Here is a 19,315-nt window from a genome sequence, read left to right on the forward strand (position 1 = left end):
CAGGCTCTCTTACTACTTCTTGCTTCATGGAGTCGCGGACCAGATCTTATACCAAGGCATACGCAAGGACCGGGAATCCAACCCAAATTAATGTATTAAACAGCAAGTCCATTTATGATCTCCGCCAACACCGTCTCCACAGAATCCGTAACATGCGTCGCATATTTTTCGATTCCCGGGGCTCCATTTTTCATGGCGTAGCTTGTACCGGCGGTTTGGAGCATTTCTACATCGTTGTACTGATCTCCGAAGACGACGCAGTCTTCTGGATCGATATGTAAGTGGCTGGCCAGATCCTGAAGTGCACTTCCTTTGTTGGCATCCGGGCAGATAAAATCAACCCATAGATTACCGGAAGTAACAACCTTGATCTCAGAAGCAAATTTGTCTCTCAGATTATGAAAACATTCATCAGTACCATTGTAATCACAGAGTGCAATTTTTAAGATTGGTTCCTGGATTTCGGTTTTAGGATCATCGATGAAAGCCATATTATTCTGAAGTACATTTACCATATGATTCTGGAATTCGGGATTCTTGGAAGTGCTGTAGCAGACACGTTCCCCGGAGATGATGCAGTTATACTGCGGACTTTTTGCAACTTCATCGAGAATCCGGTAAGCGAGATCCTGTTCGATGATTCCTTTGGAAAGTGTCTCTTCTTTATAGATGCAAAGAGAACCATTTTCTGCAATATATGCAATGTCGTCTTTTACAGGCTCAAAGAGACGGCACAGATTCAGGTATTGTCTTCCGCTTGCAGCGACGAACAGGATTCCGTGCTCTTTCAGTGTGCGGATCTGGTCGAAGACGATAGGATTAACATCGTGTGCACCGTTCTGAAGTAAAGTGCCGTCAAGGTCACTGGCAATTAATTTAATCATAAGTATAAGAATCTCCTTGTATTAAAAAACATTTTCAGATACACTCTATTGATATTCGTATCGATACTAATTATAATATAAAGGAGTAAAATATGAAAGATAAAGGTAGGAACGAATATGAAGATTGGAATTGCAAATGATCATTCAGCAGTAGATATGAAGAATGAGATTGTGGAATACCTGGAAAGTCTGGGACATGAAGTAGTAAATTATGGAACAGATTCTTACGAAAGCTGCAATTATCCGGAATTTGGTGAGAAGATCGGTAATGCAGTTGCAAGCGGAGAAGTAGAACAGGGAATTGCAATCTGTGGAACCGGAGCAGGCATTTCGCTTGCGGCCAATAAGGTTAACGGAATCCGTGCAGTTGTCTGTAGCGAACCATATACAGCTAAGATGGCAAAAGAGCATAATAATGCAAATGTAATTGCATTTGGAGCACGTGTGATTGGTATCGAGACTGCAAAATGTATCGTAGATGCATGGTTGAATGCCGAATTTCAGGGAGGAAGACATGCAACAAGAGTTGATATGATCATGGATGTAGAAAAGAGAAATCATAATTTATAAAATACCAGAATCCCCAAATCCAAAGAGCAGTTCGTGCTTGCGCGGTAAAGAGTCGGGGCTTGGAATTCTGGGACGGGAATTAATAATTGACAGAAGAAAAATCCGGGATTTTGAGGTGATGCAAAATCCCGGACTTTTATTTTGATACCAAAGTATGCAAGAGAAGCTGCCAGTGGCAGGTTCTCTGTATACCAAAAGATCAGGTTCAAACTCTTTGTCGTACAAGGATGACCGGCTTTTGCGTTTGATACCCTGGCATCTTATATTGGAGAAATGAAAAAAATGATAATGTCAGTCTATTTCTGGTGAGTTGTTTCGTAGTCTCTGAAAGCGTCTACCTTTGGCTGAGAAGAGCATCCTGGAACGAATTCATTTGTCAGGAAAGCGTCTGTTAATTCTTCTCTTAACTTGTTACCGATTGTGAAAGCACCCATACATGCGATGTTGGCATCGTTGCTAAGGCGTGCTCTTTTAGCTGAATATACGTCAGAAAGTAATGCTGCATAAGCACCCTTTACCTTGTTAGCTGCGATAGAAACTCCAAGACCTGTTCCGCAGATTAGGATTCCACGGTCATATTCCCCGGAAGCAACAGCTTCTGCAACAGCAACGGCTGTGTTGGCGTAGATCGGATCTTCGCTTCCGAAGTCTTTGATCTCCCCATAACATTTGTCTTCCATAAATTTGATAAGTTCTTCTTTTGCCTGTTGTGCGTTTGGATCACATCCGATTGCGATTTTCATAGTGAATATCCTCCTTGATAAAAATGATTAAAAAATAAATAATTAAAAACAACCTATTTTGCATCGTGTGCTTTAATCGCATCACGGATCAAAGTATTGAATTTGTCTGCCTGCCATGCAGCACGTCCTGTGAACAGACCATCGATAGATGGCTGGACGATCAGGTCATTTGCATTACCTGGGTTAACGCTTCCTCCGTAAAGAGCCGGGATTTCGTCTGCGGCATCTCCGAAGATCTCGTGTAATGTCTGTTTGATTACTTTATGCATCTCTTCAGCGTAATCAGCAGAAGCAGGAGTTCCGTTTACACCGATAGACCATACTGGTTCGTAGGCAACCCAGATGTTTTTTGCATCCTCAGCGGATACGCCGTGGAATCCTATCTTTAACTGTGTGCGGAGTACTTCGGCGCTGATACCGAATTCTTTTTCCTGCGCAGTCTCTCCGATACATAAAAGTGTCTTGAATCCATGCTCCAGTGCACAGAGCACTTTTTTGTTTTCTTCTATATCAGTTTCTCCGAATACGTGACGACGTTCCGAATGTCCGATCATAACAAGACCAATACCTGCTTCCTGTAACATCAGAGGAGAAATCTCTCCTGTAAACTGTCCCTGCTCTTCCCAGCACATATTCTGTGCACCTAAGCGGATGTTCTTCTGGTCGATAGCCTCCCCAGCTCTTTCCAGTGTTGTATAAGAAGGAATAATGAAAAGTTCGATGTCATCCCTGCTTATATCTTTTGTAAGAGATTCCAGCTCCTGAAGATAGGAAACGGTATCTTTTATGTTCTTGTACATTTTCAGGTTGCTTCCAAAGAAAAGTTTTTTGCTCATGATACCCTCCACTTTCGATATTTTGTTTTCTTTTGCTATTTGCGATTATATAACGAAAACTGAACAAAAGCAATAACAAAAACGAAAATAATCAAAAGAAAATGAAAACAAGGGTAAAAAAACGATAAATACTTAACGAACAGCTGAAATATGCACAAAAAGACGAAATAGAATCTATGCAATTGTGATAAAGTTAGGAAAAATGGATAAAATTACTTGCAAAAACAAAAAAATAAATGTAACATAAGGACAACGAAACGAAAATAAAAACGAAAATGAAACGAAAGGAAAGTAAAAGATTATGAGTACACAGTATAAACCAGTTACAGCAATCACAATGGGAGATCCAGCAGGTATCGGACCTGAGATCGTAGTAGGAACAATGTTAAGCGAAGAGATTCACGACTGCTGCCGTCCATTTGTAATCGGAAGTATCGCAATCATGGACAGAGCAGCAAAGGTTCTTGGAAAAGAATTAAAATACAACAAGATAGAAGATCCGTCAGAAGCAAAATATGAATTCGGAACCGTAGACATCATCGAGACAGGTGATTACGATACAGATTCTATCGAATGGGGAAAAGTTCAGGCACTTGCAGGACAGATGGCAGTTGACTGGATCATGAAATCCATCGAACTTGGACAGGCTGGAAAAATCGATGCGGTTTCTACAGCACCAATCCACAAAGGAGCAATCAAACTGATCGGAGTAAAAGAACCGGGCCATACAGAAATCTATCAGAACGCAACCAAATCACCATATGCACTGACTATGTTCTCCTGCCACAAATTAAGAGTATTCTTCGTAAGCAGACATATGTCACTTGTAGATGCATGTCATTACGCTACAAAAGATGTCATCCTCGAGGATGTAATCAATATCGATAAAGAATTAAGAAAAGTAGGAATCGAAAATCCACTGATCGCAGTTGCAGGATTAAACCCACACAACGGAGATAACGGATTATTCGGACGTGAAGAGATCGATGAGATCGAACCAGCTGTAAAAGCTGCGCAGGAAAAAGGAATCAATGCAATCGGACCTTGTCCGGCAGACTCTGTATTCCACATTGGAAAATCAGGAAAATTCGATGCAATCCTTTCTTTATATCATGACCAGGGACACATTGCTTGTAAGACATTAGATTTTGAAAAATCTGTAACACTTACATTCGGACTTCCTTTCATCAGAAGTTCAGTTGACCACGGAACAGCATTCGATATCGCTGGTAAGGGAATTGCGGGCTGTGTAAGTCTGATTGAGTCTACGAAGGTAGTTGCTGAGTATGCTGCAAAACAGCACGAGAAAAAAGCAAACTAATGAAAGAGACACACTCTGGTATACAGGAAAGAAAGAGAGGAATTAGCTATGCCTTTGATAGGAGCAGTTGCAGATGATCTGACCGGAGCAACAACGACAGGTGTATTACTGGCAAGATCCAAAGCCAGAACAGCGGTATTTTTTAATGAAGAAGCAGCACAGAATGCAAGAGAAACAGCATCTCTTGATGCAATTCTGATCAGCAGTAATTCAAGACCACTTCCAAAAGACGAAGCATATGAAAAAGTAAAATCAGCAACCAATGCATTAAAAGCAATGGGTGTGAAATATTTTTCAAAGCGTATTGACACTACTTTACGTGGCGGCGTAGGTGTGGAGATCGATGCTATGCTGGATCAGTTAAATGAAGACACAGTTGCAGTTGTAGTACCGGCAATGCCACAGTCAAGACGAATCATGGTCGGAGGATATTCTGTCATTGATGGTGTCGCACTGATCAATACACCGGTTGCACAGGATGTACGTACACCGGTAAAGGAAAATTACATACCAAGACTTCTCGCTGGTCAGACAAGAAGAAATGTCGGACTGGTTACATTAGATAAAGTCCTGAAGGGAAAAGAAGGAATCAAAGAAGCACTTACAGAAGTAAGAAATGATGGCGCAGGCGTGATCATCGTCGATGCGATCACTCTGGAAGATGTAGATCAGATTGCACAGGCATGTATCGATCTTAAATGGGATGTAGTTGCGGTAGATCCGGGACCGTTCACAGCAAAACTTGCATACAGAAGAGGACTTATCCAGGAAGAACAGCCAAATATTCCACCGGCAGCAAGCGAAGAAGGCAAGACAGTTCTGATCGCAGCCGGAAGTGCAACACCGGTTACAAAGAAGCAGATGCAGGTATTATGCGAAGACTCCAGACATGTAAGAATCAGCGTAGAGCCGATTCCGCTGATCAATGGTGGAGACGAAGCTTTAGATGAGGCATTTAAAGCAGTTAACAAAGCAGTAGAACTGATTCAGAGCGAGAAACAGCCAAGAGCCATTCTTTTTGAGACGGCTCTTCACGGTGATCTTCTCAATCTGGATGAAGAAGATAAAAAACGAGGCTATGCAGGCGGAATGAGCGCCAACCGTATCAATGCCGGACTTGGAACCATTATCTCACAGGTACTGGAACAGGTCGGAAGAGAAAAGGTTGCAGGTCTTTACACCACAGGTGGTGACACGATGGTAAATGTATGCTATCAGCTGGGCGTAGAGTGCATCGAAGTGATGGACTATGTGATTCCACAGACAGACGTCGGAAGATTAGTAGGAAAATATGACGGACTTACGGTCGTAGGAAAGGGCGGACTTACAGGTAATGACAATACAGCCTGCGATATCGTAGAGCGTCTGTTCAAAGAGTCAGCAAGATAGTATCGGGGAAAACCATCCTGATCATAAACGAAAAACGTATCATTTGAGAGAAAAGGAGAGAGAACATGAGCGAAGAAAACAAACAGCCTCAGGACACAAGAAAAGATCTTGATATTCTGAACAAAATGAAAAACCTCCCGGGAGGTCTGGTAATCATCCCGTTGGTAATCGCGGTTGTACTTGCAACATTTGTACCGCAGGTATTCCAGATCGGAGGATATGTAACAGCACTGTTCTATGAAGGAAATGCATGTATGATGGGATTCTTCCTGATCGTATGTGGATCTATGATCGACATTAAACAGGTAGGTATGCCGCTTTATAAAGGTGTAATTATGACTGGTACCAAGTTCTTACTTGGAGTTATCGTTGGTCTTATTGTTGGTAAGATCTGCGGACCGGAAGGATTCCTCGGAATCGCACCATTCGTATTGATCGCAGCAATCACGAACTCAAACGGATCACTGTACATTTCCCTTTCTTCACAGTTTGGAAATGCAACAGATACAGGAGCTATCTCAATCCTGTCACTGAATGACGGACCATTCTTTACACTGATCGCACTTGGAGCAACAGGACTTGCAAATATCCCGATCAAATCCCTGATCGCAGTATTAGTACCACTGCTTATCGGATTCTTCTGGGGAAATCTGGACAAGGGATTCCGTGATGCATGTAAGACAGCACAGCCGATCGTAACATTCTTCATGACTATTTCTATCGGTGCGAAGACAGACGTTAAGACAATCCTGACAGCAGGAGCTTCCGGTATCGTACTTGGACTGATCTCTGCAGCAACAGCAGTTATTTTCTTCTTTGTAATCAACCTTCTTCTTCCAAAGAAGGAAAGGAATGCAATGGGAGCAGCAATTGGTACAACAGCCCTGAACTCAGCTATGACACCAGCAGCAGTTGCAGAAGCTGACCCGTCCATGGAGGGTATGGTAAGTATGGCAACAGCACAGTGTGCTACAGCATCTATCATTACACTGTTCCTCTGCCCGTTCATTACAGCAGCATTTGATAAATGGATGCAGAAGAAACAGAAAGGTATCTACAGTCCGGAAGGCTGGGCTTATGATAAAGTAAAAGCAAACTAATCTGAACCGTAATACAAATAACATTTCAGTCCTTTTATATGTCAAAGTATAAAAGGACTTTTCTAAAAAACAAAGAAAAAAACAGGAGGTTATGCTATGAGTACACCAGAGAATATGACAGAAGAAAATGTAACAACAGAAAATGAAGCGACAGGACCGGCAGATGTGATCAAAGAAAGCCGGATGACAGTGAACATGACAAAGGAAGCATTGTATGATTTCCTTTTGTTCCATGCATATTCCAAATTCAGTGGTTTCCTGGTCAATATCCTTGGACTTGCAATTGTTTTTATGGGAATCTTTTCTTATACAACAGGAAAGGTAAATGGTGCGGGAGCAGCACTTTATCTTGCGGCGGCAGTACTGTTCCTCGGCGGTACGCCGATCCAGCTTAAGATGCGGGCAAAAAAACAGGTTGTTATAAATAAAGAATATAATTCACCGGCAGAGTATACATTTTCGGAAGCTGGTATTACGATAAGACAGAATGAAGAGAGCAGAACTTATGAATGGGATCATATCGAGAGAGCGGTAGTGACACCGAAGACGATCGGAATCTATTATGCACCGGAATGTGCAATGATTCTTCCGAAACAGGATTTTGGAGACCAGTTTGTACCGATATTTACTATCATCGCCACACAGCTTGGACAGAGTAAGGTGAGAATGAGATAACAGAGAAAAATATTGGGATTGTTTTAAAAAAGGAAATGGCCGTGTGCTTGACAATAAAAATAGATAGTGTAAACTTATTTATTAAGAGATAGTTGCAGGGAGGCAGCCATGGAAGAACGTAGAAATGAGATATTAAGAGAACTTGACAGAAAAGGAAAAGTAAAGGTAACAGACCTGAGCAGGGAATTCGGATGCTCGGAAGTGACGATCAGGAATGATATCAAAGCGATGGATATAGAAGGATTGTTGAAGCGCACCCATGGCGGAGCGGTGAAGCTGGAAACGGCGGAAACTGAAAGCGGAAGATATTCGACAGAATCCCTCTACCGGAATGTCGCACAGAAAAAGCAGATTGCGGAAATGGCTTATGATTTTCTGGAAGACCGGGATACGATCATCATCGATGATGCATCGACTAGTTTTTACCTTGCCAGAGAGATCCGGAACCATCCGGAAAAAAGGATTGCGGTTGTGACCAATTCCCTGATCACCGGAAATGAGCTGGCGGGAGTCGGACATGTGGAACTCTTTATGATCGGAGGCTATGTGACGGGACATCTTGCGGCAACAATGGGGGATGTGGCAATCCAGAATATGTCAAAGTTCCATGTGGATAAAGCATTTATCGGTGTTCACAGTATTAATTTTAATGTGGGTCTTACTTCCATTGCCACGCCACAGATGGAAGTGAAAAAAGCAATCATGAAAGCGGCAGAGAAAGTATATGTACTTGCAGACAGCAGTAAATTCGGAGGCGGCTATCTGTCTGTAATCTGTCCGACAAATGAAGTATATAAGATTATTACAGATGACGGGGTTTCTAAAGAGAATGTCAGTAAAGCAAAAGAACTGGGTGTTCCACTTGTGGTCGCGTAATGAAAGAGGAATGTGATGGAGAGACAGCAGAAGGCTTATAAAGGAGTCATAGATTATTTTAAACAGAAGATCATAGATGGGGAACTTCGTCCGGGGGAGAAATTACCGCCGGAGCGGGATATCGCAGAACAGTTGAGCGTAAGCCGTAATTCGGTGCGCGAGGCAATCCGCATCATGGATATGACAGGAGTGATCTCTTCACAGCAGGGATCGGGAAATTATATTACCTGTGAATTTCAGAAAAGTCTTGCGGAAACGATGACGATGATGTTTGCCATGGATCAGATAGACTACAGGCAGATCAGCCAGATACGCCAGGCATTGGAATGTCTGGCTTTTACGCTTGCGATAGAGAATGCATCAGATGGTCAGATAGAAGAAATGGAGAAAGCAGTAAAGGAACTGGATCGGAGTCAGGATGATGTGAAGAATGCAGCACTGGATAAGAAACTGCATTATACACTCGCACAGGCGTCGGGTAATATACTGGTGCAGGATTTTCTGGAGGCATGTTCCGGTGTGATTGATTCATTTATTCACGATATGCGTGCGGAGATTTTGCGTACGGAAGAGCGGAAAAAAATGTTAAATGAATATCATAAAAAATTGATAGAAGCACTGAAAGAGAAAGATGAAACGAAAGGTCAGGAAGCATTAAAATGTCACTTTATGCTGATCAATGAGATTTTAAAAGAGCGGGAAAATAGAAAAGTATAGAGAGTATAAAAGGAAAGATGCTTTGCAAAATGCGAAATTAAGCGGTTGCTTTGACGGTGGGAAACCGGCGGGCAGCCGCTTTTTTATGCCATGCGTTCGTAAGAAACAGTTGCAGGTCATACAGATACCTGAGTACCTGAGCGTGTAAGAAAAATTGGTGAAAAAATCTACAAATTTGTCTATAAAAAATCAATGATGTGAAAAAATAAACAAATATTGACTTTGAAATCCACAAGAACTATACTAAATACACAAAAGAGTGGTACGACCAATGTGTTGGTTCCTTTCTACTGGCGGGTATAAATGGAAAATAATAAAGTACATAGAAACTTGCTTGAGGCAAGTTTTCTTTATACAAACAATGGTAGTACCAATTACAAAACGTTATGAATGGAGGGCACATCACAATGAAACTTTTAGCGTTTGTTCTTGCGCTGTTACCGATCCTGTGGCTGATGCTGGCACTTGGGGTATTAAAAAAGCCGGCATTCAAAGCCTGTCCGATTGCTCTTGCGGCAGCAATCTTGCTGGCACTTACTTACTGGAAGATGCCGGTGAAGGATTGTGTAACCGGAGGTCTGGAGGGTGTGGCTATGGCCATCTGGCCGGTAAGCCTGGTGATTATTGCCGCAGTATTTACCTACAACCTGTGTATAGCAACAGGAAGTATGGAGAAGATCAAGAAAGTACTGACGGGGGTGTCAAAAGACCGGAGAATCCTGCTGCTGTTGATCGGCTGGGGATTCGGAGGATTTCTGGAAGGTATGGCTGGATTTGGAACAGCGGTTGCCATTCCGGCGGGAATCCTTTGCGGACTTGGATTTTCACCAATCCCTGCGACGGTTGCCTGTCTGGTAGCAAATGCAACACCAACGGCCTTCGGCTCTGTCGGAATACCGACGGTAACATTGGCGCAGCTTACGGAAATCTCACAGGGAAGTCTTGCATGGGATACAACGGTGCAGTTATTACCGTTAATCTTAATCACACCTTTTGTGATGGTGATCATTGAAGGAAAATCAGTCAGGGCATTGAAAGGCATCTGGCCGATTACACTTGCATCCGGAATTGCATTTGCCGTACCGGAACTTCTGGCAGCGAGATTCCTGGGAGCAGAACTCCCGGTCATCATCGGCTCGGTATGTTCGATGGCAGTGACGATCTTGATGGCAAGAAAAAATCCGCAGAGCCGGGAAAAAGAATATCTGATCGGAGATAAGAAGCAGGAAGAGATATGTCAGGAGTCAGAAAACAGAATCACAATAGCAGAAGCGGTGAAGGCATGCATTCCGTTTATTCTGATTTTTGTATTTCTGCTGCTTACATCGAGTATGGTTCCACCGCTGCATGATACACTGGGAAAGATTAAGACGGTTGTTCAGATCTATAGTGGCAAGGGCGGTACGCCGTATACATTTACCTGGGTCGCAACACCGGGTGTGCTGATACTTCTGGCTGCCGTGATCGGAGGAAAGATTCAGGGAGCAGACATTTCACTGATAGGAAAGGTGTTTAAGGATACCTGTAGACAGATGTGGAAGACGGTGGTTACGATCATGTCGATCATGGCCATGGCAAAAATCATGAGCCACAGCGGAATGATTGCGGAGATTGCCGGTATGTTGGTAACGTTGACAGGCGATTTCTATCCGGCGGCAGCACCGTTTGTCGGAGCAATAGGAACATTTGTGACAGGAAGCGGAACTTCTGCAAATGTGTTGTTTGGAGGCTTGCAGGTAGAGACTGCAAGAAGTCTTGGACTGGATCCGTGCTGGCTTGCGGGAGCGAATACAGTCGGGGCGACAATCGGAAAGATGATTTCTCCGCAGAGCATTGCAATTGGAACGGCGGCAACAGCAACGGTTGGAAATGAAAGTAAAATACTGAGAAAAGTAATGAAGTATTGTGCGATTTTTATTGTAATAGCCGGATGTGTGGCATATGCCGGAAGCAGAATGAGATAAAAAATTATTTATAAAATATTCAAAAAAAGGAAGGAAGAAACAGATATGAAGATTCTTGTTTGTATCAAGCAGGTACCAGAGAGTAATAAAGTAGAAGTGGATCCGGTTACCGGAGTGTTAAAAAGAGACGGAGCAGCATCAAAGATGAATCCTTATGATCTCTATGCATTGGAGACAGCGTTCAGAATACGTGAGCAGACAGGCGGAACAGTACAGGTAATCTCTATGGGACCACCTCAGGCAAAACAGGTGATCAGGGAAGCGTTTGCGATGGGAGCGGATGCGGGAACACTTTTGTCAGACCGCAAATTCGGAGGAGCAGATGTGCTGGCTACGAGTTATACGCTGGCACAGGGGATCAAAGCGAGCGGTGAGTTCGATCTGATCCTCTGCGGACGTCAGACAACGGATGGGGATACTGCTCAGGTAGGACCGGAGATTTCCGAGTGGCTGAACATTCCGAGTGTAGCAGATGTTGTAAAGATCAATAAAGTTGAGGAAGACGGAATTACCGTCAGCATGGATCTGCCGGAGGAAGTTGAGATTGCAAAGGTTCAGTTTCCATGTCTCCTTGCTGTGAATAAAGATATTTTCCAACCGAGACTTCCATCTTATGTGAAAAAGACGGAGACAAAAGAGCGTGAAATCAATGTGCTGTCCCTGAAAGATATGAAAGATACCGATGAAATGCATTATGGTCTGAATGGATCACCGACACAGGTGCAGAAGATATTTCCACCTGCTGTGAATGATAAAAAAGAGATATGGAATGAAGCGGGAGATGTGCTTGCAGAGAAATTGTTTGATAAAATCGTGGAAATGAAATTCGTGTAGGAGGAAAAGAAAGTGGCTAAATTAATCATACATCAGGAAAAAGTTACAGATAATCAAGAACTGGTCAAGATCTGTCCGTTTGGGGCAATGGAAGAAAAAGACGGAAAACTTTCAATCAATGCGGCCTGTAAGATGTGCCGCCTTTGTGTAAAGAAAGGTCCGGAAGGTGCAGTGGAATATGTAGAAGATACAGTAAGACCAAGTGTGAATAAAGAAGAATGGAAAGGAATTGCTGTATATGTGGATCATGTAGATGGCAAGATCCATCCGGTAACGCTGGAACTGCTGGGAAAAGCAAGAGAACTGGCGCAGGTAACCGGTCATCCGGTATATGCAGTATTCATGGGAAATCATATCAGTGAAAAGAGCCATGAACTGCTGCATTATGGAGCTGACAAAGTATTCATATATGATGAACCGGAACTGGAGCGGTTTAAGATCGAACCATATACAGCCGTTTTTGAAGATTTTATTCAGAATGTGAAGCCATCGTCTATTTTGGTGGGTGCAACGACCGTTGGAAGACAGCTGGCACCAAGAGTGGCGGCAAGGATGAAGACCGGACTGACAGCAGATTGTACGATTCTTGAAATGAATGAAGATACAGATCTTTCGCAAATCCGTCCGGCTTTTGGTGGAAATATTATGGCACATATCAAGACACCGTATCATCGTCCGCAAATGGCTACTGTGAGGTATAAGATCATGAATGCACCAAAGCGATCAGTAGAAGAAACGGGTGAAATTGTAAACTGTACAATTGCGAAAGAAAGACTGGACTCACATGTAGATGTACTGGATATTGTATTAAAAGAAAAAGAAAAATTCATTGAAAATGCAGATGTGCTTGTAGTAGCAGGTCGTGGCGTAAAGAAACAGGAAGATCTGGAGATGCTTCAAAGACTTGCAGATCTTCTGGGCGGACAACTTGCATGTACCAGACCAATGGCAGAGTCCGGATGGCTGCCGGCGAAATGTCAGATAGGTTTAAGCGGGCGTACAGTCAGACCGAAGCTTATTATTACCTGTGGGGTCTCCGGAGCAGTTCAGTTTACTGCGGGTATGAACCATTCGGAAACGATATTTGCAATCAACAAAGATGAAAAAGCACCGATTTTTAAAACCGCACATTATTGTCTGGTGGGAGATCTTTATGATGTGATCCCGCAGCTGATTCAGAAGATAGAAGAAAAGAAGGGAGCATAATCATGGAAAAATATAAAAAACTGGATAATTCAGATATTACATATATAAAAGAGATTGTAAAGGACGAAGAACGGATACTGGTCGGAGACTTTATTAATGAAGAATACAGTCATGATGAGTTGGGAGGAACAAGCAGCTATCCGGATATAGTGGTAAGGGCAAAATCACCGGAAGAGATATCAGCGATCATGAAATATGCATATGAACATACAATTCCGGTAACACCAAGAGGTGCAGGAACCGGACTGGTAGGATCTTCCGTAGCAATCGAACACGGAATTATGATCGACACCACGCTTATGAATCATATTTTGGAACTGGACGAGGAAAATCTTACAGTTACAGTGGAACCGGGCGTTCTTTTGATGGAACTTGGAACTTATGTAGAAGAACATGATTTCTTCTATCCACCGGATCCTGGAGAAAAATCAGCGACCATCGGAGGAAATATCAGCACAAATGCAGGTGGCATGAGAGCAGTAAAATATGGTGTGACAAGAGATTATGTGATGGGATTGGAAGTGGTTCTTCCTAACGGAGAAATCACGCAGTTCGGAGGAAAAGTTGTTAAGAACAGTTCCGGTTATGATCTGAAAAATCTGATCATCGGTTCGGAAGGAACGCTTGGATTTATTACGAAAGCAATTTTAAAATTACTTCCACTGCCGAAAAAGGTGATCAGTCTTCTGATACCTTTCCCGACACTGGAACAGGCAATCGATACAGTACCGGTAATCATCAAATCCAAGACCATACCGACAGCAGTCGAATTCATGCAGAGAGAAGTCATTGAAGATGCAGAGGAATATCTGGGAAAAGCATTTCCGGATAAGCAGTCAGATGCATATCTGTTGTTGAAATTTGATGGAAATTCTGTAGAAGAGATTGAAGAGGCGTATGCAAAAGTAGCGAAATTATGTCTGGAACAGGGAGCACTGGATGTGCTGATCTCAGATACAGAAGAAAGAGAAGAATCTATCTGGAAGGCAAGAGGTGCATTCCTGGAAGCAATCAAAGGATCTACGACTTATATGGACGAAGTAGATATGGTTGTTCCAAGAAACTGTGTCAATGATATGGTTGTATATCTTCATAATCTTCAGAAAGAAAAGGATATCCGTATTAAAAGTTTTGGTCATGCGGGAGATGGAAATCTTCATGCGTATATTCTGAAAGATGATTTAAGCGATGAAGAATGGGAAAAACGTATGAAAGATACCATGGAGAAAATATATCAGAAAGCACATGAGTTAAGAGGACAGGTATCCGGTGAACATGGAATTGGATTTGCGAAGAAACCATATCTCAGGAAATCACTTCCGACAGAGAATCTGGAACTGATGAATGGAATTAAGAAAGTGTTTGATCCGAAGAATATTTTGAATCCACATAAAGTTGCACAGTTGTGATCGACGATTCTTTTACCTTGTTTATATACACTTTTTTATCAGGTATGTCATAGTTTATATATGAAAGAATAATCAAAAAGGAGACATCTTATGGCATATTCAATCATGCTGGATGCCGGCCATGGCGGTGCAAGAGATCCGGGAGCCGTGTACGAAGGCCGGCGGGAAAAAGATGACAACCTGAAACTAGTGCTTGCGATCGGAGAGATTTTATCAGACAGAGGAATTGATGTAGAGTATACCAGAACAACCGATGTCTACGAGACACCATATGAAAAAGCAATGAAAGCGAATCAGGCAGGAGTGGATTTCTTCGTTTCTATTCATAGAAATTCATTTCCTGCCGATAATGAGGTGGAAGGAGTCGAAAGTCTGATCTATAATCTGTCAGGACTCAAATACAAAATGGCACAGAATATCAATGAGCAGCTCGAAGGTGTAGGCTTCGTGAATCTGGGCGTGAAAGCAAGACCGGATCTGGTGGTCCTGAAACGTACAAAGATGCCGGCGATACTGGTGGAAGCCGGATTTCTGAATTCGGACACAGATAACCGTCTGTTTGATGATAACTTTGAAGATATCGCACAGGCGATTGCAGATGGGATTCTGGACACATTGGAAAGCAATGGGCTGATCAAGGAAGAAAAAGTTCCGGTGTACCGGGTGCAGGTGGGCTTGTTCCGGAATCAGCGGTATGCGAACCGGCTGCAGAATGAACTTCTGGAGCAGGAGTATCCGGTGTACATTGACCGGTCAGGCCCGTATTACAGAGTCTATGTGGGAGAATTTGATAATTTAAATGATGCGGTACAGATGGAGCGCCGTCTGAAACGGGCAGGATATCAGACTCTGATCGTACAGCAGGAAGTATAAAAATTTAACATAAACTTTTCATTACTAAGACAATCCTTTTAACATAACCTTTTTATACTAAAGTCAGCAAATGAGATAAGAGTAAAGTTTTAAAGGAAAATGCAGGAGGCGTTTTAGAATGAAAAAATTATGGGATACAGTGAATAAAATATTTACAATAGAAGGAGCAGTCAGTGCATTTCTGGTAATGAATATCATCGGCTGGATGCTTATAACAATGGGAGCAGGGGCGCTGATCTGTAAGTTTTTAGGATTTTCAATTGCAGGTAATGTAGTAAATCTTATGTGTGCAGGCATCTACGGCGGACTGATCGTGGGATTGATTGGAGGAGGCCTGTATCTGTATGAATTATACAGACATCACATGATGGAGTAAGACATAAATGTTATAACAATAAAAAGGCTTGTTTTACAAAGACTGTAAAATGAGTCTTTTTTTGTTACAGATTGACAGAGAATTAAATTCATAATATCATGGAATTGTTCTATTAAAATAAGGAAGAAACAAAAAAAGATAGATAAAATACAGATTCGCTCCTGGAGTGTGGCTTAAAAATATTTTCTGCAAGATATAAGAGACACTCTAAAGCTTTTGGAAGCTGTTGTGAGAGAAAAAACTGAGAATGCATCGATAATAAAAATGGAGGAAATGATATATGGCGGATAGATTACAATTCAAAGAAAAACTGGCAGGGGTCTTAAGTCTTGCAGAAAGTCAGAATGGCAAGATTACTGTAGATGAGGTGGAAAAATATTTTGAAGAAGACGGGCTTTCGCAGGAACAGATGAATCTGGTCTGTGATTACCTGTTATCGATGAAGATGGCAGTGATCGGTTATAAACAGGCCGGAGGTACAGTAAGAGAAGCAGAAAGTGAAGAACAACAGCCATTAAGCCCGGACGAACAGAAATATGTAGAAGAATATCTGCAAAGTCTCGGTGATATGAAGGAAGAGACACCGGAAGAGGTGCGCATGGCATATTATCTTCCGAAAGTAGTAGAAGAAGCAGTGAGACTGCATCATCCGGAAGTGTTTATCGGTGATATGATCCAGGAAGGAAATATTGTACTGATGCTGGCATTAAAAGAGATCCGGAAGGAGAAGGATGAAGAAGAGATTCTGGAACAGGTGCGTGCCGGAATGCTGGCATCGCTGGAGTCGCAGACAGAAGTGAAGAGAAGAGATCATAAGATGGTTGAGAAAGTTACGGAACTTGATGAGGCGATCAAGAGTATGAAAGAAGAATACGGACGTAAAGTCAGTGTGGATGAAGTTGCAGACAGACTTGGAATCAGCGAAGATGAGATTGAAGATATTCTGAAACTTGCCGGAGAAGAAGTGAAAGATGAAGAATAAAAAGGAGACGGGGTTAATCCTCGTCTCCTTCTTCATCTTCCGGTTTCGGTTCCGGCAGATATAAATGTACGCTTTCGATTCTGTTTTTGTCTAATTTTTCCACAACCAGATGGATGCCGTCTTCGGTGGTAACACCGTCGCCAATCTCCGGAAGCCGGTCCAGATGCTCGATAATGAATCCACCGACGGAATCATACTCTTCTGAGGTCAGATCAAGATCGAGTCTGTCATTCAGGTCATCCAGATTCGTGGAGCCTTCTACGATATAATCGCGCTCACCGACCTGTTTGATAAAGTCTTCTTCATTCTCGTCATATTCATCATGAATTTCTCCGACGATCTCTTCCAGAATATCTTCCAGTGTGATCAGACCGGAAGTCTCACCGTATTCATCCAGAACAATGGCAATGTTAAAAGAAGCCTGACGCATCTCTACAAGTAATTCGGAAATATTCTTATATTCGTAAGTGAAATAGGCCTCGCGCATAAAGTCGCGGATGTGAAACTCTTTTTCCTTATCATATAAGAGAAGATCTTTCATATTGATCGTACCGACAACATTGTCTGTTGTGTCTTCAAAAATCGGAAGACGTGTGAATTTGTCCTCGCGGAAAATGTCGATCAATTCTTCGTAAGTGGCATTTACATCGGCGAATGTAACATGAACTCTTGGTACCATGACATCTTTTGCTTTTGCATCGCCAAGATCGAATACGTTATAGATCATCTCTTTTTCATCGGATTCGATGACACCGCTTTCGTGGCTGACATCCACAATCGTACGGAGTTCAGATTCTGTCATCTGTTTGTTTCCGGCATTCGGATCGATGTGAAGAATGCGGAGAATGATATCCGAAAGCTTATTGATGATGAATACAAATGGTGTCATGACTTTGATGTACAGATTGATGGCCGAAGCATAACGAAGAGACATCTTTTCCGCATGCAGTGTAGCCATGGTCTTTGGCGTGATCTCTCCGAAGATAATGATCAGTACAGATAGAATTGCACTTGCAGCTGCTACCATAGAACCGCCAAGGTTGTAAGCCAGGGTGGTAGTAAGGGAAGCGGCAGAAAGATTCACCACATTATTACCGATCAGGATCGCACTCAGCATCTTGCTGGTATCATCGGTAATACGCATAACGGTTTTTGCCCGCTTGTTGCCTTCGTCGGCAAGACCGCGGATACGCATCCGGTTTACCGTTGTTAAAGCTGTCTCCGCAGATGAAAAAAATCCTGAAAGAATCAATAAAATCAATAGAATAATGAGTTGTATCGCGACACTCGTGTCCAATTGTATAATTCACTCCTTTGAAAAAATAATATTTAGATTAATATATCGCATTTATATGAAATTTGCAAGTGTGCGTTGAATTTACGGGCAGTATAGTGTATGATGTATTTGCTATAAATCAGGAATTTTCAGAACTGAAAATTCCGTGTGAAACAGTAGTGGCAGCAGATTTTGCCAATTTGAAATGCGTAGCATTGGCAAAATCGGTTACTGTGTAAACAGTAACCTGATGTATTTGCTATAAATCAGGAATTTTCAGAACTGAAAATTCCATATGAAACAGTAGTGGCAGCAGATTTTGCCAATTTGAGATGGGAAGCATATAATACCTGAAGAAGGTGGAGATAGATATGAATCAGGAATTTTATAAAAAGTTAGAAAGTATTTTGACTGAGGAACAGGTTAAGATAGAAGAGCCGATGAAGAACCATACCACATTCCGCGTGGGTGGACCAGCAGCATATTTTGTTATGCCGCGTACGGCAGAAGAAGTTGCGAAAGTGACAGAATTGTGTGCGCAGGAAAATGTTCCTTATTATATAGTAGGAAATGGAAGCAATCTTCTGGTATCTGATAAGGGATACGACGGTGTGATCATCCAGATCTATAAGCAGATGAGCCAGGTGGAAGTAAAGGGCCGTGAAATATATGCACAGGCCGGAGCGCTTCTTTCTATGGTTGCAAAACGTGCGCTGGATACAGAGCTTGCAGGATTCGAATTTGCAGCGGGAATTCCGGGAACACTTGGTGGTGCCTGTGTAATGAATGCAGGGGCTTACGGCGGAGAGATGAAAGATGTACTGAAGTCTGTTACCGTATTAGATAAAGACGGAAATGTGAAAAAGCTTGCGAAAGACGAACTGGAACTGGGATACAGAACCAGTGTGATTGCGAAAAAAGGATATATTGTTCTGGATGCAGTCATAGAACTTAAGGAAGGAAAAGCAGAAGAAATTAAGGCATTGATGGATGATCTGAAAGAAAGAAGAATTACCAAACAGCCACTGGAATATCCAAGTGCCGGAAGTACATTCAAGCGTCCAGAAGGATATTTTGCAGGAAAACTGATCCAGGATGCGGATCTGCGCGGATTCCAGGTTGGAGGAGCACAGGTGTCTGAAAAGCACTGTGGATTTGTAATTAATAAAGATGGTGCGACGGCTTCCGATGTAATGGAGCTGATGCGCCAGGTGTCTGATAAAGTATATGATAAGTTTGGAGTACGGCTGGAGCCGGAAGTAAAGAGGCTGGGAGAGTTCTAAA

At 42.5% G+C, this 19,315-nt stretch carries 19 protein-coding genes; 15 read left to right on the top strand and 4 right to left on the bottom strand.

The features are described 5' to 3' along the window. Positions 1 to 95: 95 nt before the first annotated feature. Positions 96 to 884 (bottom strand): HAD family hydrolase, encoded by a 789-nt coding sequence (locus tag ACWJAF_RS11070; protein ID WP_448863948.1) that lies wholly within the window; start codon positions 882 to 884, stop codon positions 96 to 98. A 117-nt stretch (positions 885 to 1,001) separates the two neighbouring features. Here ACWJAF_RS11070 and rpiB point away from each other — a divergent pair, with 117 nt between their 5' ends. Beyond that, the gene (rpiB, locus tag ACWJAF_RS11075; RefSeq protein ID WP_296033494.1) at positions 1,002 to 1,454 is read left to right on the top strand and encodes a ribose 5-phosphate isomerase B; all 453 of its coding nucleotides are present in this window, start codon (positions 1,002 to 1,004) and stop codon (positions 1,452 to 1,454) included. Positions 1,455 to 1,750: 296 nt separating this feature from the next. On the opposite strand, the gene ACWJAF_RS11080 is transcribed toward rpiB, so the two are convergent. Further along, on the bottom strand, positions 1,751 to 2,197 hold the full coding sequence (locus tag ACWJAF_RS11080; protein WP_296033491.1) for an RpiB/LacA/LacB family sugar-phosphate isomerase: 447 nt from the start codon (positions 2,195 to 2,197) through the stop codon (positions 1,751 to 1,753). A 53-nt stretch (positions 2,198 to 2,250) separates the two neighbouring features. Next, on the bottom strand, positions 2,251 to 3,033 hold the full coding sequence (gene tpiA / locus ACWJAF_RS11085) for a triose-phosphate isomerase (RefSeq protein WP_448863951.1): 783 nt from the start codon (positions 3,031 to 3,033) through the stop codon (positions 2,251 to 2,253). Positions 3,034 to 3,334: 301 nt separating this feature from the next. Here tpiA and pdxA point away from each other — a divergent pair, with 301 nt between their 5' ends. From pdxA to ACWJAF_RS11150, 13 genes are all read left to right on the top strand, one after another. Next, positions 3,335 to 4,354: a 4-hydroxythreonine-4-phosphate dehydrogenase PdxA gene (gene pdxA, locus ACWJAF_RS11090; protein ID WP_448863953.1), complete on the top strand. Its 1,020-nt coding sequence runs from the start codon at positions 3,335 to 3,337 to the stop codon at positions 4,352 to 4,354. Between the two features lie 48 nt (positions 4,355 to 4,402). Continuing rightward, positions 4,403 to 5,743 (top strand): four-carbon acid sugar kinase family protein, encoded by a 1,341-nt coding sequence (locus ACWJAF_RS11095; RefSeq protein ID WP_448863955.1) that lies wholly within the window; start codon positions 4,403 to 4,405, stop codon positions 5,741 to 5,743. A 65-nt stretch (positions 5,744 to 5,808) separates the two neighbouring features. Continuing rightward, on the top strand, positions 5,809 to 6,843 hold the full coding sequence (locus tag ACWJAF_RS11100) for a 2-keto-3-deoxygluconate permease (RefSeq protein ID WP_448863957.1): 1,035 nt from the start codon (positions 5,809 to 5,811) through the stop codon (positions 6,841 to 6,843). Positions 6,844 to 6,939: 96 nt separating this feature from the next. Next, positions 6,940 to 7,518, top strand: a complete 579-nt coding sequence (locus ACWJAF_RS11105) for a YcxB family protein (protein ID WP_296033485.1) — start codon at positions 6,940 to 6,942, stop codon at positions 7,516 to 7,518. A gap of 108 nt (positions 7,519 to 7,626) precedes the next feature. After that, complete coding sequence (locus ACWJAF_RS11110) at positions 7,627 to 8,394, top strand: DeoR/GlpR family DNA-binding transcription regulator (RefSeq protein ID WP_028086416.1); 768 nt, start codon at positions 7,627 to 7,629, stop codon at positions 8,392 to 8,394. A gap of 15 nt (positions 8,395 to 8,409) precedes the next feature. Next, positions 8,410 to 9,111, top strand: a complete 702-nt coding sequence (locus ACWJAF_RS11115) for a FadR/GntR family transcriptional regulator (protein WP_448863961.1) — start codon at positions 8,410 to 8,412, stop codon at positions 9,109 to 9,111. A gap of 407 nt (positions 9,112 to 9,518) precedes the next feature. Next, positions 9,519 to 11,075, top strand: coding sequence for an L-lactate permease (locus tag ACWJAF_RS11120; protein ID WP_448863963.1), 1,557 nt, complete (start codon positions 9,519 to 9,521; stop codon positions 11,073 to 11,075). Between the two features lie 45 nt (positions 11,076 to 11,120). Further along, positions 11,121 to 11,909 carry an electron transfer flavoprotein subunit beta/FixA family protein gene (locus ACWJAF_RS11125; protein WP_118309509.1) on the top strand — a complete coding sequence of 263 codons (789 nt, stop codon included), beginning with the start codon at positions 11,121 to 11,123 and terminating at the stop codon, positions 11,907 to 11,909. Positions 11,910 to 11,921: 12 nt separating this feature from the next. Beyond that, positions 11,922 to 13,115: an electron transfer flavoprotein subunit alpha gene (locus ACWJAF_RS11130; protein ID WP_296033477.1), complete on the top strand. Its 1,194-nt coding sequence runs from the start codon at positions 11,922 to 11,924 to the stop codon at positions 13,113 to 13,115. A gap of 2 nt (positions 13,116 to 13,117) precedes the next feature. Beyond that, complete coding sequence (locus ACWJAF_RS11135; RefSeq protein WP_448863965.1) at positions 13,118 to 14,524, top strand: FAD-binding oxidoreductase; 1,407 nt, start codon at positions 13,118 to 13,120, stop codon at positions 14,522 to 14,524. Positions 14,525 to 14,614: 90 nt separating this feature from the next. Next, positions 14,615 to 15,397 carry an N-acetylmuramoyl-L-alanine amidase gene (locus ACWJAF_RS11140; RefSeq protein ID WP_448863967.1) on the top strand — a complete coding sequence of 261 codons (783 nt, stop codon included), beginning with the start codon at positions 14,615 to 14,617 and terminating at the stop codon, positions 15,395 to 15,397. Between the two features lie 118 nt (positions 15,398 to 15,515). After that, the gene (locus ACWJAF_RS11145; RefSeq protein WP_296094701.1) at positions 15,516 to 15,773 is read left to right on the top strand and encodes a hypothetical protein; all 258 of its coding nucleotides are present in this window, start codon (positions 15,516 to 15,518) and stop codon (positions 15,771 to 15,773) included. A 280-nt stretch (positions 15,774 to 16,053) separates the two neighbouring features. After that, positions 16,054 to 16,755 (top strand): sigma-70 domain-containing protein, encoded by a 702-nt coding sequence (locus ACWJAF_RS11150; RefSeq protein ID WP_448863969.1) that lies wholly within the window; start codon positions 16,054 to 16,056, stop codon positions 16,753 to 16,755. Between the two features lie 13 nt (positions 16,756 to 16,768). Here ACWJAF_RS11150 and ACWJAF_RS11155 read toward each other — a convergent pair whose 3' ends face one another. Continuing rightward, on the bottom strand, positions 16,769 to 18,052 hold the full coding sequence (locus ACWJAF_RS11155) for an HlyC/CorC family transporter (RefSeq protein WP_448863971.1): 1,284 nt from the start codon (positions 18,050 to 18,052) through the stop codon (positions 16,769 to 16,771). Between the two features lie 350 nt (positions 18,053 to 18,402). On the opposite strand from ACWJAF_RS11155, the gene murB reads away from it, so the two are divergent. Further along, a complete protein-coding gene (gene murB, locus ACWJAF_RS11160) occupies positions 18,403 to 19,314 on the top strand; it encodes a UDP-N-acetylmuramate dehydrogenase (RefSeq protein ID WP_448863973.1) in 912 nt (303 codons plus the stop codon). Position 19,315 lies beyond the last annotated feature (1 nt).

Source organism: Dorea sp., from assembly GCF_977044405.1.